12 protein-coding genes are annotated in these 15985 nt (G+C 73.6%); 4 read left to right on the top strand and 8 right to left on the bottom strand.

The annotated features are described in order from the left end of the window. Positions 1 to 2: 2 nt before the first annotated feature. Positions 3 to 1679 carry a hypothetical protein gene (locus tag O7602_RS06610; RefSeq protein WP_281590158.1) on the bottom strand — a complete coding sequence of 559 codons (1677 nt, stop codon included), beginning with the start codon at positions 1677 to 1679 and terminating at the stop codon, positions 3 to 5. Between the two features lie 252 nt (positions 1680 to 1931). Here O7602_RS06610 and mptB (O7602_RS06615) point away from each other — a divergent pair, with 252 nt between their 5' ends. Next, complete coding sequence (mptB, locus tag O7602_RS06615; RefSeq protein WP_281590160.1) at positions 1932 to 3335, top strand: polyprenol phosphomannose-dependent alpha 1,6 mannosyltransferase MptB; 1404 nt, start codon at positions 1932 to 1934, stop codon at positions 3333 to 3335. An 11-nt stretch (positions 3336 to 3346) separates the two neighbouring features. Beyond that, entirely contained in the window at positions 3347 to 4843 is a 1497-nt protein-coding gene (gene mptB, locus O7602_RS06620; RefSeq protein WP_281587331.1) for a polyprenol phosphomannose-dependent alpha 1,6 mannosyltransferase MptB, read from the top strand. 117 nt (positions 4844 to 4960) lie between these two features. On the opposite strand, the gene glnA is transcribed toward mptB (O7602_RS06620), so the two are convergent. Beyond that, entirely contained in the window at positions 4961 to 6385 is a 1425-nt protein-coding gene (glnA, locus tag O7602_RS06625; protein WP_281587332.1) for a type I glutamate--ammonia ligase, read from the bottom strand. A 193-nt stretch (positions 6386 to 6578) separates the two neighbouring features. Between glnA and O7602_RS06630 the strand changes: the two genes are divergently transcribed. After that, the gene (locus O7602_RS06630; protein ID WP_348651313.1) at positions 6579 to 6980 is read left to right on the top strand and encodes an RDD family protein; all 402 of its coding nucleotides are present in this window, start codon (positions 6579 to 6581) and stop codon (positions 6978 to 6980) included. A gap of 65 nt (positions 6981 to 7045) precedes the next feature. Here O7602_RS06630 and O7602_RS06635 read toward each other — a convergent pair whose 3' ends face one another. From O7602_RS06635 to lipA, 3 genes are all read right to left on the bottom strand, one after another. Further along, positions 7046 to 7735, bottom strand: coding sequence for a DUF4191 domain-containing protein (locus tag O7602_RS06635; RefSeq protein WP_281587333.1), 690 nt, complete (start codon positions 7733 to 7735; stop codon positions 7046 to 7048). A gap of 112 nt (positions 7736 to 7847) precedes the next feature. After that, complete coding sequence (locus O7602_RS06640; RefSeq protein WP_281587334.1) at positions 7848 to 9566, bottom strand: DUF423 domain-containing protein; 1719 nt, start codon at positions 9564 to 9566, stop codon at positions 7848 to 7850. A 59-nt stretch (positions 9567 to 9625) separates the two neighbouring features. Further along, complete coding sequence (lipA, locus tag O7602_RS06645) at positions 9626 to 10672, bottom strand: lipoyl synthase (RefSeq protein ID WP_281587335.1); 1047 nt, start codon at positions 10670 to 10672, stop codon at positions 9626 to 9628. A gap of 448 nt (positions 10673 to 11120) precedes the next feature. Here lipA and aspS point away from each other — a divergent pair, with 448 nt between their 5' ends. Beyond that, complete coding sequence (aspS, locus tag O7602_RS06650) at positions 11121 to 12407, top strand: aspartate--tRNA(Asn) ligase (protein ID WP_281587336.1); 1287 nt, start codon at positions 11121 to 11123, stop codon at positions 12405 to 12407. Positions 12408 to 12458: 51 nt separating this feature from the next. Here the strand turns inward: aspS and O7602_RS06655 are convergent, their stop codons facing one another. The 3 genes from O7602_RS06655 to O7602_RS06665 all read right to left on the bottom strand — a co-directional run bounded on the left by O7602_RS06655 (position 12459) and on the right by O7602_RS06665 (position 15864). Further along, positions 12459 to 13064: a lytic polysaccharide monooxygenase gene (locus O7602_RS06655; protein ID WP_281587337.1), complete on the bottom strand. Its 606-nt coding sequence runs from the start codon at positions 13062 to 13064 to the stop codon at positions 12459 to 12461. Between the two features lie 188 nt (positions 13065 to 13252). Continuing rightward, complete coding sequence (gene lipB, locus O7602_RS06660; protein ID WP_281587338.1) at positions 13253 to 13894, bottom strand: lipoyl(octanoyl) transferase LipB; 642 nt, start codon at positions 13892 to 13894, stop codon at positions 13253 to 13255. 125 nt (positions 13895 to 14019) lie between these two features. Then, complete coding sequence (locus tag O7602_RS06665) at positions 14020 to 15864, bottom strand: DUF2079 domain-containing protein (RefSeq protein ID WP_281587339.1); 1845 nt, start codon at positions 15862 to 15864, stop codon at positions 14020 to 14022. Positions 15865 to 15985 lie beyond the last annotated feature (121 nt).

Raw genomic sequence — 15985 nt, forward strand, 5'->3', positions numbered from 1 at the left:
GATCAGCTGGAGAGGGTGTAGGTGCCGGGGCGGGGGACCGTGACGGTGAGCCAGTCGCCGTCGGGGGAGAGTGTGGCGTCGCCGGTGACGGTCAGCCAGCGGTCGTGGCGGACCCGGATCGGGACCCGGCCGGGGGCGGACGCGCGGAACGTCACCGAGGCGCCGTCCTGCCGGACCAGCTCGCCGGGGGCGCCGACAAGCGGGGTGGGCGCGGCGACCGCGTACAGCCGCCAGTGCCGGTCCGACCAGACCTCGGTCAGGTACGGCTGACCGGCGGCCACCAGCTCCGCCTCCGGCCGCCCCACCCAGGACAGCTCGGCGTCGGGTACGGCGACGTACTGCACCGCGTTGTCGGACAGCCAGGCCCGGTAGCTGTCGGCGGTCAGCGGGACGCCGGTGCCGGGCGCGCCGGGCACGGTGGTGAAGAACAGCGGATTGCGGTCGATGTCGGCCTGCCGCAGCCAGCCCCGGGCCAGCGGCACCTCGCCGAGGCGGGCCGCCTCCCAGTAGTTACGGGTCGGCGGCACCTCCACCCGCCCGGTGAGCCCGCGCCGGCCCAGCTCCGCGCGCAGCGGCGCGAAGTACGCCGGGTCGGCCGTCGGATCGCCGGCGCTGCGCACGTCCGCCGTGACCACCGGCGGCTGCCACCAGCACACCACCGCCAGCAGCGCGGCCAGCGTGACCACCCCGAGGCCCCGCGGAAACCGTCCCGCGATCCGGCCATTCGCGGTCTGGCCAGCGCCGATCCGGGAATCCGTCCGGCCATCTACGGTCCGGTCAGCGCCGGTCCGGCCATCTGTGGTCCGGCCATCCGCGGTCCGGCCATCCGCGGTCCGGCCATCCGCGGTCCGGGCACCCGCGAGCCGGGCGGCGCGGAGTCGGGCGGCGTCCAGCCATGCGGGAGGCGTCGCGGCGGCGGCCAGCACCGGCAGCGCGAACATCACCACCAGGCGGGTGGCGTTCAAGCCGACCGGGGTGGGCAGCAGCGCCGCCGCCAGCACGCCGACCGCCGAGAGCAGCGCGCCCACCCGCACCGACCGGTACGCCACGAGCGCCGCCACCAGCAGGCTCGTCACCACGGCGTGGACCGTGTCGGCCCGGCTGATGTTCATCCAACCGCCCTCGCCGAACAGCAGTCCGGTCACGGCGAGGGGCGCGGCGGCCGGCACGGCGAGCAGCAGGCCGTCGGCCCATCGGCGGGTGAGCAGCAGCGCGACGCCGACGAGCCCGACGAACAGCCCGGCCACCGGACTGGCCGCCGAGGCGAGCAGCGCAGCCACGCCGACCGCCCCGGCCCGCAACGGGCCGGTCGGGCCGGCGGACAGCGGGCCGGTCGGGCCGGCGGACAGCGGGCCGGTCGGGCCAGCGGACAGCGGGCCGGTCGGGCCGGCGGACAGCGGGCCGGTCGGGCCGGCGGACAGCGGACCGGTCGCGCCGACCGCCCCGGCCCGCGTCGTGCGGGCGCGCAGGGTGAGGGCGAGCAGCGCGGCCAGGCCGAACGCGACGCCGAGGGCGTAGGTGACCCGACCGGAGACCAGGTTGCCGGCGATCGTGACCGCCCCGACCAGGCTGCCGAGCAGGGGCCGGGGCACCCGTACGCGGACCAGCAGCGCCGCGAACGCGGTGGCCGAGGCGAGCAGCGCGAGCGCGCCGGTGGGGCGTACCCCGAGCAGCGCCATCAGCGGCGGGGAGACGAGGCTGTAGCCCCACGGGTGCACCCCGCCGTACCAGCGCAGGTCGACCAGCGCCGGCCCGTGCGCGGCGAAGAAACCGGCGCGGGCGACCTGGGCGGACAGGTCCGAGCCGGTGGCCGGCAAGATCAGGTACAGCGCGGCGAGGACGAGCGCCGACGCGGCGGAGATCGCCACCACCCGACCGCCCCGCATGCCCACCTCCTGATCGCGGACCACCGTACTGGCAGCATGGCGAATGTGTCTCACCACCTCTCGCGCTGGACCGGCCTGGCGGGCTCGGTGCTGCTCGCCGTGGCCGCGTACCTCGGCGGCGCCCTGCCCGACGGCGAGCTGCGCCCCACCCCGGTCAGTATCTGGCAGGGCCCGGACGGGCCGCTGATCATCGCGTTGTGGCTGGTCGGCACAGCGCTGCTGGCCTGGGCGTGGTGGTCGCTGCGGGACCGGATCCCGTCCAGCCGGTGGGTGCTCGTCACGGTCGCGATCTGGCTGCTGCCGATGCTCGTCGCCCCGCCGCTCGGTAGCCGGGACGTGTACGCGTACGCCTGTCAGGGTGCCAGCTTCTCGGGCGGGATCAACCCGTACGAGCAGGGCGTGTCCGCGCTGCCCTGCCCGTGGCTGGACACCATCTCGTACATCTGGCGGGACACCCCGGCGCCGTACGGGCCGTTGTTCGTGCTGCTCGCCGGCGCGGTGGTCAAGGCCACCGGGTCGCTGTGGGGCGCTGTCGCGCTGTTCCGGGTGCTCGCCCTGGCCGGGGTGGCGCTGACCGCCTGGGCGCTGCCGGCGCTGGCCCGCCGCTGCGGGGTGCCGCCGCAGCGGGCGCTCTGGCTGGCGCTGGCCAGCCCGCTGGTGCCGGTGCACCTGGCCTCCGGGGCGCACAACGACGCGATGATGGTCGGCCTGCTCGTCGCCGGGCTGGCCGTGGTGGCGTCCCGACCGGGCCGGCCGGGTCCGCTGCTCGCCGGTGGGCTGCTGCTCGGCCTGGCCGCCGGCATCAAGGTCACCGCGCTTGTGGTGGTGCCGTTCGCGGCGCTGGCCGCGGTCGTCGGGCCGTACCGGATCCGGGCGCTGATCCGCGACGGCGGGTGGGTGGTCGGCGGCGCGTTGGCCGCGCTTGCCGCCGTCACCCTGGCCGCCGGTCTGGGCCTCGGCTTCATCAGCGGGCTGGAGCAGGGCGGGCTGGTGGTGGCCTGGACCTCGCCGCCGACTGCGGTCGGGCAGACCGTCGGCTATCTGCTGGCGCCGTTCGGGGTGCACGTCGACGCGCTGCCGGCGACCCGGGCGATCGGCATGGTGGTGCTTGTCGTGCTGCTGGTCTGGCTCTGGTTCCGGGCGTGGCGTCGGGGCGAGCCGTTCTGGCACGCGGCGCTGGCGCTTGTCGCCACGGTCGCGCTCGCGCCGCTGTTCCACCCGTGGTACTGGCTCTGGCCGCTGGCCGTGCTCGCCGCGACCGCCCGCCGGACCGGCTGGTTCTCGATCGTCACCCTGGTGTCGGCGTTCCTGGTGCTCGCCGACGGGACCGGTCTGCCCCGCTTCACCAAGATGCCCGGCGCGCCGTTGATGACGCTGTTCGTGATCGTGCTGGTCGTCCGGTTGGTACGGTCGGCTCGCAAGGTGCGGGAGCCGGTGGGGGCGGACTGAGGAGTGTGCCGGTGGGCGAGCCCGACGCGCCGGTCCGACCGGTCGCCGCCGACCTCGCCCGGTACGCCGGTCTCGCCGGTGCGGCGCTGCTCACCGTCGCCGGCTGGCTGGGTGGGGCACGGCCCGGCGCCCCACCCCGGACCACGCTCGCCGGTCTCTGGCAGGCCCCGCACGGGCCGGTAACGTTCGGCTGCTGGCTGGTGGGGACGGTGCTGCTGGTGGGCGCCTGGTGGTCGCTGCGCTGGGGCGCCCCGTCGAGCCGGTGGGCGTACCTGACCGCCGGGCTCTGGGCGCTGCCGCTGCTGGCCGCGCCGCCGCTTGGCAGCCGCGACGTCTACTCGTACGTCTGCCAGGGCTGGACCTGGACGGAGGGTGCCAGCCCGTACCGGGTGGGGGTCGCCGCGGCCGGCTGCCCGTGGACCGACTCGGTGTCGCCGATCTGGCGGGACACCCCGGCGCCGTACGGGCCGTTCTTCGTCCTGCTGGCCGGCTTGGCGGTGCTCGCCGGCGGCGGTCTGGTCGGGGCGATCGTGCTGCTCCGGGTGGTCGCGGTGGCCGGGGTGCTGCTCGTCGCGTACTGCCTGCCCGGCCTGGCCCGGGCCGCCGGGGTGCCGGCCCGGCGGGCGGTGTGGCTGGTGCTTGCGTGCCCGCTTGTCGGCGTGCACCTGGTGGCCGGCGCGCACAACGACGCGCTGGCGCTCGGCCTGATCCTGGCCGGGCTGCTGGTCCTGTGCGGGCGGCCGGGCCGGCTCCGCGCGCTGCTGGTGGCCGGGGTGCTGCTGGGCCTGGCGGTCGCGGTGAAGGCGACCGCCGTGGTGGTGCTCCCGTTCGCGGCGCTCGCCGCCGTGTCCGGCCGCCACACCTGGCGGGCCCTGGTGCGCGACGGTGGCCGGCTGGCCGTGGTGGTGCTCGGCACGTTGCTCGTCGTCTCGCTCGCCACCGGTCTCGGGTTGGGCTGGGTGGGCGGCCTCGGCCACAGCGCCGACTCCCAGCAGTGGACGTCGCCGCCGACCGCTGTCGGCTTCGTGGTGGACTACGCCGGTGGGCTGGCCGGCCGCCACCCGCACGCGGTGCCGGTGACCCGGGCGGTCGGGCTGGTGCTGCTGGCGGGGGCGCTCGTCGTGCTCTGGTGGCGGGCGTGGACGGCGCTGCGCCGGCGCGACGACCCCGGTCCGGAGGCGGCGGGTCCGGAGGCGACGGCCCGGACCCGGGTGGCGCTGCTCGGCGCCGGCCTGGCGCTCGCCGCCACCGTGCTGCTCGCCCCGGTCTTCCATCCCTGGTACGCGATCTGGCCGCTCGCCCTGCTCGCGGTGGCGGTGGCGTCGTTGGCCCGGACGGTCTGGTTCGTGGCGCCCTGCGCGGTGGCGTCGGGGCTCACGTTGCCGGACGGCACCAACCTGGCCCGGTTCACCAAGGCGCCCGGCGCGGTGCTGATGACCGTGCTTGTGGTGACCGTCCTGGCGGCCGGCGTCCGGGCCGGGCTGCGCCGCCGGCCCGCCACCCGCTGACCCGCCCTCCGACCTGCCCGACCCGGCGGGCGAATCGGCGGGCGACGAACGCCCGGGGAAACGGCCGGGCCGGCCCCGCCATCGCGGAGCCGGCCCGGCCGGTGCTGACGAGCGTGCTCAGCAGTCGTAGTACATGGCGAACTCGTGCGGGGTCGGGCGCAGGCGCACCGGGTCGACCTCGTTGGCCCGCTTCCAGTCGATCCAGGTGGAGATCAGGTCCGGCGTGAACACGCCGCCGTCGAGCAGGTAGTCGTGGTCGGCCTCGAGCGAGTCGAGCACGGCCGGCAGCGAGCCGGGGACCTGCTTGACGTCGCCCCACTCCTCCGGGGGCAGGTCGTAGAGATCCTTGTCGATCGGGGCCGGGGGCTCGATCTTGCTCTTGATGCCGTCCAGGCCGGCCATCATCATCGCGGAGAAGGCGAGGTAGACGTTGGCCGACGGGTCCGGGACGCGGAACTCGACGCGCTTGGCCTTGGGGTTGCTGCCGGTGACCGGGATGCGGGTGCAGGCGGAGCGGTTGCGCTGGGAGTAGACCAGGTTGACCGGCGCCTCGAAGCCCGGCACGAGTCGCCGGTAGGAGTTGATCGTGGGGTTGGTGAAGGCGAGCAGTGACGGGGCGTGGTGCAGGAGGCCGCCGATGTACCAGCGGGCGGTGTCGGAGAGGCCGGCGTAGCCGGTCTCGTCGTAGAACAGCGGCTCGCCGTTCAGCCAGAGGCTCTGGTGGGTGTGCATGCCGGAGCCGTTGTCACCGAAGAGCGGCTTGGGCATGAACGTGGCGGTCTTGCCGTTGGCCCACGCCTCGTTTTTCACGATGTACTTGAAGAGCTGGAGCTGGTCGCCGGCGTGCAGCAGGGTGGAGAACTTGTAGTTGATCTCCGCCTGGCCGGCGGTGCCGACCTCGTGGTGCGAGCGCTCCACGGTGAAGCCGGAGTCGACGAGCCGGCGCACGATCGAGTCGCGCAGGTCGGCGTAGTGGTCGACCGGCGGGACCGGGAAGTAGCCACCCTTGTACGCGGTCTTGTAGCCGCGGTTGCCGCCCTCTTCCTCGCGGCCGGTGTTCCAGGCGCCCTCGATCGAGTCGATGTAGTAGAACGACTGGTTGGCCGAGGTCTCGTGGCGGATGGAGTCGAAGATGTAGAACTCCGCCTCCGCGCCGAAGTAGGCGGTGTCCGCGATGCCGCTGGCGGCGAGGTACGCCTCGGCCTTCTTCGCCACGTTGCGGGGGTCGCGCGAGTATGCCTCGCGGGTGAACGGGTCGTGGATGAAGAAGTTCAGCGCGAGGGTCTTCTGCGCGCGGAACGGGTCGATGAAGGCGGTGGCCACGTCCGGGAGCAGGAGCATGTCCGACTCGTGGATGGCCTGGAAGCCGCGGATCGACGAGCCGTCGAACGCGAGGCCGTCGGTGAAGACGCTGTCGTCGAAGGACTCGACCGGCAGGTTGAAGTGCTGCATCACGCCGGGCAGGTCACAGAAACGTACGTCGACGAACTTCACGTCCTCGTTCTTGAGGTATCGCAGGAGTTCCTCGGGATTGGCGAACACACGTCCTCCTGGCAGGTCCACTCCGGTGGCTGACTTTTGGCGACGCTATGGCCGGCCGGTTGCCCGGGGGTGTCCCCCCTGTTTCCGCCGTGTTACGTCGCTCGCGGAGCGTCAGCGCCCGTACCGTCTAATGGCATTCGGGTGTATTGTCGGATTTTTCGGTGAGTGCGGAGGCGGCGTTACCCTGGCCGCTGTGACCGATACCGCCGCCGCACCGGTGCCGCCCGCCACCGATCCCGCCTTCACGCCTCCCGGCCTCGGCCGGCGCTTCGGTGCGCTCGTCATCGACTGGGTGCTCTGTCTACTGGTCGCTGGGTCCTTCGCCGACCCGGCCCGCGACGGCTGGCCGCCGGTCCTGGTGCTGATCCTGGAGTACGGCTTCTTCCTCGGCCTCTTCGCCCAGACCCCCGGCATGTACCTGACCCGGCTGCGCTGCGTGGCCTGGGCCGACGGCGGCCGGATCGGGCTCGCCCGGGCACTGCTGCGCGGGCTCCTGCTCGCCCTCGTCGTACCCGCCCTGATCATGGACCAGCACCGGCGCGGCCTGCACGACCGGCTCACCGGCGCGGTCGTCACCGACGCGCTCCGCCGCTGACCCACCCGACGGCAAAGGAGCCGGCTCCGCGGGGGACCGGCTCCTTCTTCCGCGTACGCCGAGAGTCAGCGCCCCCGCGTCTGCCGGAACGCGCCGCGCGGTGGCCGCATGTTCTTCGGCACCGCCCCCTTGGGCATCTGCGGTCGCGCGGTCAACGCCTTGAGCCGCTTGTCGAGGGCGTTCACGTCCTTCGGGGAGAGCGTGCGGGGCAGCCGCATCACGGTCATCCGCAGCTTGCGGACCGGCAGCTCACCCTCGCCCTGGCCGATCACGTAGTCGTGCAGCGGGGCCGAGCCGATCACCTTGGCCAGCCGGCGCTTCTCCTGGCCGAGCAGGCCCCGCACCCGCTGCGGGTTGCCCTCGGCCAGCAGGATCACGCCGGCGCGGCCCAGCACCAGGTGGATCATGTCCATCTGGGTGGTGGAGCTGACCGCCGGGGTGACCCGCCAGTCGCCGCGCATGCTCTCCATGATCTGCGCCGCCGCGCCCGGCTGCCCCTCGGCGGCATTCATCATCGCCTTGTTGGACCGTAGGTTGAGCACGACCAGCAGGGCGAGCAGCGCGAGCAGGATGCCGACCGGCAGCCAGATCCAGCCCCAGGCGATCACCGCGACCACGGTGAGCGCGAGCGGGATCAGCACCGCCGCCGCGGCCAGCGGCGCGAACCACTTGTCCTGCTTGGCGGTGAACTTGAACACCATCCCGATCTGCTTCAGCCGCTGGCCGAACGAGACCTTCTCCTGGGGCTTTGCCATGCCGCAGAGTCTAGTGGTCGGCGCTCAACCCGTTGATCCGTGGCTGCCTCTTCCCGCGCCGCACCCGGCCCGCTCCTCCCACGCCGCACCCGCGCCCGGCGTTCCGGCCCGCTCAGCGGCGGGGCAGGTAGATCCGCCAGCCGGCCACCGTGACCACGTCGAGCGCGCCCGGTTCGGGGCCGAGCCGCCGATCCAGCGTCGCGGCCAGCGGTGAGCCGTCCGGGGCCACCCAGGCCGCGTCCGGGTCCGCGGCCACCTCTTGCCGGTACGCCGGCAGCCGGTCGAAACCGGGGCGCAGGTGGTCGTCCACCACCGCGCAGACCACGTCCTCACCGGTGGCGAACGTGAGCCGGTTGCACGTCCAGTAGCCGCCCCGCACGTGCTGGACGCCGAGCGCGCCGAGCGTGTCGACGAGCGCCCGGTGCCGGTCGGCCTCGGCGTGCACGGCCGACGCCGCCCGGATCACGTCCACCGTGGCGGCCGTCCCGGTCCCGAGCACCCCCGCCAGCACCAGGGCCGCCCCCACCCCGACTGCCGTCGCCTTGATCGACTTCGGTTCGACGAAGTGGCAGTGTCCCGACCGGTCCGATACCGCCACCTCGCCGAGCTGGCGTCGCCTGCCGGGCCGGAGGGCGAGTCGGTCGGCGAGCGGGCGGGCGGCCTGCCACAGCGGCCAGAGCAGGGCGGGGACGGCGACCGCGAGGCAGGACAGGTAGCGGCCACTCTCGGTCGGCGTGCGCCCGGCCGCGTTGCTCGACGCGTACGCCGCCAGCACCGTCGCCGCGCCGACGAGCAGCGCCAACCGCACCCCCGCCGACACCCGGTCGGCCGCCGGACCGGCCCGACGGTTCGCGGGCAAGGCAGGCGGACCGACCCGGCGCAGCACCCGCCACGCGGCCAGCCCGGCGAGCAGCAGCAGGACGGGGAAGGCGAGCGCCCACCACAGTTGCCACGGGGCGCAGTGCCCCGGCGAGCAGAAGCCCATGGCCAGCGGCGGGCCGATGACCAGACCGCCGTGCAACCGATCGGCCCACCCCGCCGCCGCCCCCGAGCCGCTCGCCGCGAGCACCGCGGTGAGCGGGTTGCGGCCGTGCCGGAGATTGTCGAGCACCATCGGGGCCATGCCCAGCAGCAGCGCGCCGGCCAGCACCGCCCCGGCCCGCCCGGCCAGCTCCCGCCGCCGCCACGCCACCAGCAGCGCGCCGAGCGTCAGCACGTACGGCAGGATCAGCGGGTCCACCCAGAGCAGCACGCCGGCGACCAGCCCCCACGCCGCCCAGCGGGGCAGCCGCGCGCCCGGTCCGCCGGTGCACAGCCCGACCGTGAGCAGCGCCAGCGCCGCCCCGGCCGGGTTCAGCTCGGGATAGCCGCCGCCGGCGATGAGCTGGTTCTTCACCACCCGGTCCGCGCCCAGCGCGAGCACGGCGACGACGAGCAGGGCGTACCAGCGGTCGCCGCCGAGCCTGCGGGTGAGCCGCCAGGACAGCAGCAGGAAGAGCGCGTACAGGGCCAGGGTGGGCAGCCGCAGCGCGAGCACGGACGGCCCGGTGACCGCGATCAACGGCGCGGCCAGGTACGCCTCAAGCGTGCCCATGTACGCCTGGCCGTAGAACCAGACCGGGAAGTCGACACCCCGGGCGATGTGCAGGGCGGCCAGCCCCATGGTTGCCTCGTCGCTGTTGCTCGGCGGCGCGTCGGCGAGCAGCAGCGCCAGCCGGTAGGCGATCCCGGCGGACCCGACGAGCAGGGCCAGCAGCGTCGGCAGCCGGGGACGCCGGGGCGTACGCGGGCGCTCGGCCTCGCGTGGCTCCTCGCGTACCCCGGCGGTCATGCCTGGGATCATGGCATCCGGCGGGTGGCCGGCGGTGGGCGACGCGGTCGGACGCCGGCTCAGCCGGCGACGGCGACCTGCTCGCGGGCGGTGAGCGCCGCCTGGTAGAGGCGGCCGGCGCGGTAGGACGAGCGGACCAGCGGGCCGCTCATCACGCCGGCGAAGCCGATCTCCTCGGCCTCCTCGCGCAGCTCGACGAACTCCTCCGGCTTGACCCAGCGGGTGACCGGGTGGTGCCGGGGGGAGGGGCGCAGGTACTGCGTGATGGTGATCAGCTCGCAGCCGGCGGAGTGCAGGTCGCGCAGCGCCTGGGAAACCTCGGCGCGCTCCTCGCCCATACCGAGGATGAGGTTGCTCTTGGTGACCAGGCCGTCGGCGCGGGCCTGGCGGATCACGTCGAGGGACCGCTCGTAGCGGAACGCCGGGCGGATCCGCTTGAAGATGCGCGGCACGGTCTCCACGTTGTGCGCCAGCACCTCGGGTCGCGCGCCGAAGACCTCGGCGAGCTGCTCGGGCACCGCGTTGAAGTCGGGGATCAGCAGCTCGACGCCGCAACCGGAGCGCAGGGCGTGGATCTGCCGGACCGTCTCGGCGTAGAGCCAGGCGCCGCCGTCGGGCAGGTCGTCGCGGGCCACGCCGGTGATGGTCGCGTAGCGCAGGCCCATCGCGGCCACCGACTCGGCGACCCGGCGCGGCTCGTCGGCGTCGAACTCGGCCGGCTTGCCGGTGTCGATCTGGCAGAAGTCACAACGCCGGGTGCACTGGTCACCGCCGATGAGGAAGGTGGCCTCGCGGTCCTCCCAACACTCGTAGATGTTGGGGCAGCCGGCCTCCTGGCAGACCGTGTGCAGGCCCTCGCGCGAGACCAGCCCGCGCAACTCGGTGTATTCCGGGCCCATCTTGGCCTTGACCTTGATCCACGGCGGTTTGCGCTCGATCGGCGTCTCGGCGTTGCGCGCCTCGATCCGCAGCATGCGCCGCCCCTCCGGAGCGACAGTCGCGGTGGGCGCCGGCTGCTGAGTCGTCGGCGCGGAATGCTCGATCGTCACAAAATCGAGCCTACGCCGCTCGGCGGCGGTCGATGAACGTCGGGCGACCGCCGTCACCCCGGAAACGTTGTGACACCGGACACGACCAGCCAAAAAACCGGCGTCACACGCGGCGGTCGCGGTGCTAGCGTGCCCGGCAGAGCTGCGACGGAGCCGAGTAGCGGACCGACCCCGCCAGCCCAGAGAGCCGCCGATGCTGGAAAGGCGGTCTGGCGCCGGCCCGCGAAGACCCTCCCGAGCTGCGGGAAGAACAGCGCGTGTGGGTAAGGCGGGGCCCCTTCTTAACGCCTTTGGTAGAGGCGGGGCCCCCTATTAACACCCGCGCCCAGTAGAGCCCGCCCGGCTGGCCCCGGTGAAAAGGCGACGAACGAGGCTCCCGCTCCGGCGGGGGCGAAGGTGTGGTGGCACCGCGAGGACCCGCTCGCCCACACCTCCCGGGGCTGAGGCGATGCTTCGCCGCCCGAGGGCGGCGAAGGCGTTGCGATTGACCAAGGAGGTAACCACCATGCAACGCATCCTGTCCTCCCAGCTCCCCGCCCACGTCGGCGCGACCGTCCAACTCGCCGGCTGGGTCCACCGCCGCCGGCTGCTCAAGGCGGTGGCGTTCCTGATCGTCCGGGACGCCGCCGGGCTCGCCCAGGTGGTGGTCGCCGCGCCCGACGTGCGCGTGCAGGTCGAGGCGCTCACCGAGGAGACCGTCGTCGAGGTGGTCGGCACGGTGGTCGCGAACCCCACCGCGCCCGCCGGGGTCGAGGTCGTCGAGCCGACGGTACGACCGCTCGGCCCGCCCGCCGTACCGCCGCCGTTCGACCTGTACCGGCCGGTGCTCACCGCGAGCCTGCCCACCCAGCTCGACCACGCGCCGACCGCGTTGCGCCACCCGACCCGGTCCGCCGCGCTGCGGATCTCGGCGGCGGCCGTGGCCGGGTTCCGCGCCACGCTCGACCGGCAGCGCTTCGTCGAGGTGCACACGCCGAAGGTGGTCGGCTCGTCCACCGAGAGCGGCGCGAACGTCTTCGCGCTGGACTGGTTCGGCCGCCCCGCCTTCCTGGCCCAGTCGCCGCAGTTCTACAAGCAGCTCATGGTGGGGGTCTTCGAGCGGGTGTACGAGGTGGGGCCGGTGTTCCGCGCCGAGCCGCACGACACGGTCCGGCACCTGGCCCAGTACACCTCGCTCGACGTCGAACTGGGCTTCGTGACCGACCACCGGGACGTGATGGCGGTGCTGCGGGACACCCTCGCCGGGATGCTCGCGAGCGTCGTGGACCGGGCCGGCGGCGCGCTCGACACGCTCGGCGTGACCGTGCCGGAGGTGCCGGCCGAGATCCCGGCGGTGCACTTCATCGACGCGCTGACGATCGCCGGGGCGCCGGCCGACGAACCCGACCTGGCGCCGGCGCACGAGCGGGCGTTGGGGGAGTGGGCCCGAGCCGAGCACGGCAGCGACTTCCTGTTCGTCACCGGGTACCCGATGGCGAAACGGCCCTTCTACACCCACCCGGACCCGGCCCGCCCGGCGTACTCCAACGGCTTTGACCTGCTGTTCCGGGGGATGGAGCTGGTCACCGGCGGGCAGCGGCTGCACCGGTACGCCGACTACCTGGCCGCCCTGGCGGCGCGGGGTGAGGCGGTGGAGCCGTACGCCGGGTATGTGGATGCGTTCCGGCACGGGATGCCGCCGCACGGCGGGTTTGCGATCGGCCTGGAGCGGTTCGTGGCCCGGTTGACCGGCGCGGCGAACGTCCGGGAGGTGACCGCGTTCCCGCGCGACCTGCACCGCCTCACCCCTTGAAGCGGTCCGGCCCGGGACACGCGTGTCCCGGGCCGGAGTCGCGCGGTCGGATCAGGTGAAGTTCACGTCACTGCACCACATGTACGCCTGGTCGAGGTGGGATGCCTGCCAGATGACGAAGAGGATGTGGTGTCCGGTGTAGCCGGAGGTGGAGACGTTGAAGCTGATGTTCTGCGACGGCGCGTACCGACCGGTCTGCGTGATGTAGTCGAGGTTGCCCCAGCCCAGCGTCTGGGTGGTCGGGTTGAACCCCTGCTTGCTCACGTAGACCTTGAAGTAGTCGGCGCCGTGGCTGGCCTGGTCGTACAGCTGCACGGTGAAGTTGCGGCCGATGTTGCTGGTCTTCCACGCCCCGGGCCGGTTCAGGCTGTCGTTGCGGGACAGGGCGTTGCTGCACAGTTGGCCGTCGGGGGTGCGGGCCTGGAACTGCCCGCCGAGGCCATCGCGTAGGGCGCTCATCCAGTTCCACATGGTGTCGGCGTTGGCCTGGAACGCCTGCCAACACATCGGGTCCTGCTGCTGCATGGCCGGGTCGGTGTGGTGACTGCCCCAGGTCTGCCAGCACTTGTAGGCGCGGGTGGCCGGGCTGACGATCGTGCCGTGGGCCTGGGCCGCGCCGGGCACGGCGAGGATGCCGGCCAGCAGGGCGAGCGCCACGATCAGCGCGCGGACGGTTGATCGCGGTCGTCCGGATTGGTGGTGGGAACGCACGGTTACGTCCTCCTTCGGCGCATAGGATGGGAGTGGGAGCGCTTCCATACCCAGCGTCGCATTTACGACACCAAATATCAATGATTGTCTATATCTTTGTCCGAACTGAGGTGGATTCGCGCAGGTCAGGCGGGTCAGATCCGGGTCAGGGTCGGCAGGTGCCGCTCGACGACCGGCAGCACGTCGGCGACGGTGACCGGCCGGCCCAACTCGGCGGTGAGCGAGGTGACCCCGGCGTCGCGGATGCCGCAGGGCACGATCCGGTCGAAGAAGCCCAGGTCGCAGTCGCAGTTGACAGAGAATCCGTGCAGCGTGACACCGCGGGCGACCCGGATGCCGATGGCGGCCACCTTGCGCGCCGGCCCCCGGTCGTCCTCCGGCACCCACACGCCGCTGCGTCCCTCGACCCGGCCGGCGGCCAGCCCGAACTCGGCGCAGACGTCGATCAGCAACTGCTCGGTGCGGCGCACGTACGCCACCACGTCGACCGGGTCGGGCAGGCGCACGATCGGGTAGCCGACGAGCTGCCCCGGACCGTGCCAGGTGATCTTGCCGCCGCGGTCCACGTCCACCACCGGGGTGCCGTCCACCGGCCGGTCCCACGGCTCGGTCCGCTTGCCGGCGGTGTAGACGCTCGGGTGCTCCAGCAGCAGCACCGTGTCGCCCCGCTCGCCGGCCACCACGGCCTCGTGCAGCCGCCGTTGCTCGTCCCAGGCGGCCTGGTAGTCGAGCCGGCCGGCACGGACGGTGGTCAACCCGGAAGTCGTCACGCTCACCCGGCAAGCGTAGTCCCGCCGCCCGGCCCACCGACCCGTGACACTCGTCGCGTCCCGCCACCGGCGCCGGTCACGCCGCCGGCACCGCGGCAGCAGACCTCACGCCGTCGGCGCCGCGGAAGGCGTCACGCCGCCGGCACCCGCCACAGCCAGACGTCCTCGACCCGTTCCGGCGGGCCGAGCAGGGCGGTCGCGGTGCGGCGCAACGCCTCCTCGTCGACGTCGTACTTGGCGCCGTGCACCCGGTCGGCCAGCACCACCGCCCGTACCCCCCAGTAGCGCAGGTCGGCCCGGGACTCCGCGATGCTGCCCGCGGTGATGATCGGCACCAGCCCGGTGCTTCCGGCCTGGTCCATCAGGCTGTCGAAGGTGCGCGGCACCGGACCGATCCGGCCCCGGCCGTCCGGCCCGCCCGGGCCGAGGAAGAAGCCGGCCGGGATGCGGAACTCGCCCTGCCGGTGGGCCAGCGCGTACGCCTGCCAGCGCTGCCCGTCCGGATAGACGTCGACGGTCAGCGGCAGCGGGGTGAGGACCCCGTCGGGCGGGACGTAGCGCTTCCAGGCCCCGCCGGTGATGAACTCGGGGACCGGCTCGCGGACGCTCGTGAGCAGCGGGGTGGGCAGCAGCGGCAGCAGTGCGACGGCGAAGCCGACCACCCAGGCCGCGCCGGCCACCCGCCGCCGGGCCGGCCGGGCGCGCTCGTCCGGACGGGGCGTCGGGGCGCGCAGCGCGTCGATCGTGTACGCCAGCAGCAGGCCGATCACCGGCGCGACGACCAGGGCCAGTCGGGACGGCAACGCCGCGTTGACCACCGGCAGGTTGTCCAGCACCCCGAACGGCAGCAACTGGTCGGTGCGCCGGCCGTTCCACTTGACCGTCGGCCCCCAGGACAGCACCGCGAAGACCACCGCCGTCACGCCGAGCGCGAGCAGGGTGGCCCGGAACGCCCGGTCCGCGCGCCGCCACAACAGGACGAAGCAGGCGAGCGCGAGCAGCAGCAGCGGCACCCCGAAGAACGAGTTCTCCTCGGTCGGGTTGGGCGCCAGCGAGGTGCCGAACCCGGCCCAGCCGGCGAGCGACCGGCGCGGGTACGACAGGTACGCGGCGACGTCCTCGGAGTGGATCAGCGGGTCGAAGCCGGTGCCGTGGAACCGTTGCGGCCCGGCGAAGTGCAACCAGAGGGGGTACGCGAGCAGCACGCCGGCCACGAGCGCGGTCACCCCGAGCCCGGCCAGCATCCGGGGCAGCACGGCCCGCGCCTCCGCCCACCGGGCCGGGTGCGCCGCCCGGACCAGCAGGAACAGGGCGAGCGCCAGGGCGGTGAAGAACAGCCCCTCGGCGGCGATCGAGAAGGCGACCGCCACCAGGAGGCCGAGCACGATCCCGCCGGTGACCGCGCGGCCGGGCCGGCGCAGCCGGAACACGCCCCAGATGAGCAGCGGCACCAGCCAGCCGGCGGTCCAGTTCAGGTGCGCGTTGGCGTGCGACACCATGGCCGGGCAGTAGCCGATGAACAACGCGCCCACGCCGGCGGCCAGCCGGCTGCCGACCAGGTGCCGGCTGAGCAGCCAGTACCAGGCCACCGCCGTGGCGGCCAGGTTGAGCGTGAGGATGACCAGGAACGTCACGGGCGGTCCGACCAGGTACGTCAGCGGCGCGAAGACCGCCGCGTACACGGTGATCGAGGTGTTGACCGCGAGGTTCACCCCGTCCGGGACGTTGATCAGGTGGGTGAAGAACGGATTCTCGCCGTGGGTGAGCGCGTGCCCGCCGAACGCGAGCAGCCACTCGAACAGCGCCTGGTCGCTGGAGTTGACCGTGATCGTGCGGGTGTTCGGGTCCCGCCACATCCCGCTCGTCACCCAGAGCGCCAGCGCCAGCGCCGCGAGCGTCACCAGCAGGTCGGCGCGCCGGTCGCGGGCGGTGCGGGCGGGCGGCGGGGCGGTGACCGGGGACGGGGAGGACGGCACGCAGCGGACGTTACCAACCGGACCCGGGCACACCGCCCGGACGGTGAATGTGTGACCGACAGCCATTCCGGTGGATGAAACGCGGACGTAACGTCGCGGCAACTCGGAGAGTGACTCAGTT

This window comes from Micromonospora sp. WMMD1128, from assembly GCF_027497235.1.
In the GTDB taxonomy this organism is placed as follows: Bacteria; Actinomycetota; Actinomycetes; order Mycobacteriales; family Micromonosporaceae; genus Micromonospora.

Bases quoted from the DNA above. Each gene is read 5' to 3' on its own strand.
- O7602_RS06635 (WP_281587333.1), bottom strand. From the start codon at position 7,735: ATGGCAAAGCCCCAGGAGAAGGTCTCGTTCGGCCAGCGGCTGAAGCAG.
- O7602_RS06640 (WP_281587334.1), bottom strand. From the start codon at position 9,566: ATGACCGCCGGGGTACGCGAGGAGCCACGCGAGGCCGAGCGCCCGCGT.
- aspS (WP_281587336.1), top strand. From the start codon at position 11,121: ATGCAACGCATCCTGTCCTCCCAGCTCCCCGCCCACGTCGGCGCGACC.
- O7602_RS06610 (WP_281590158.1), bottom strand. From the start codon at position 1,679: ATGGCGCTGCTCGGGGTACGCCCCACCGGCGCGCTCGCGCTGCTCGCC.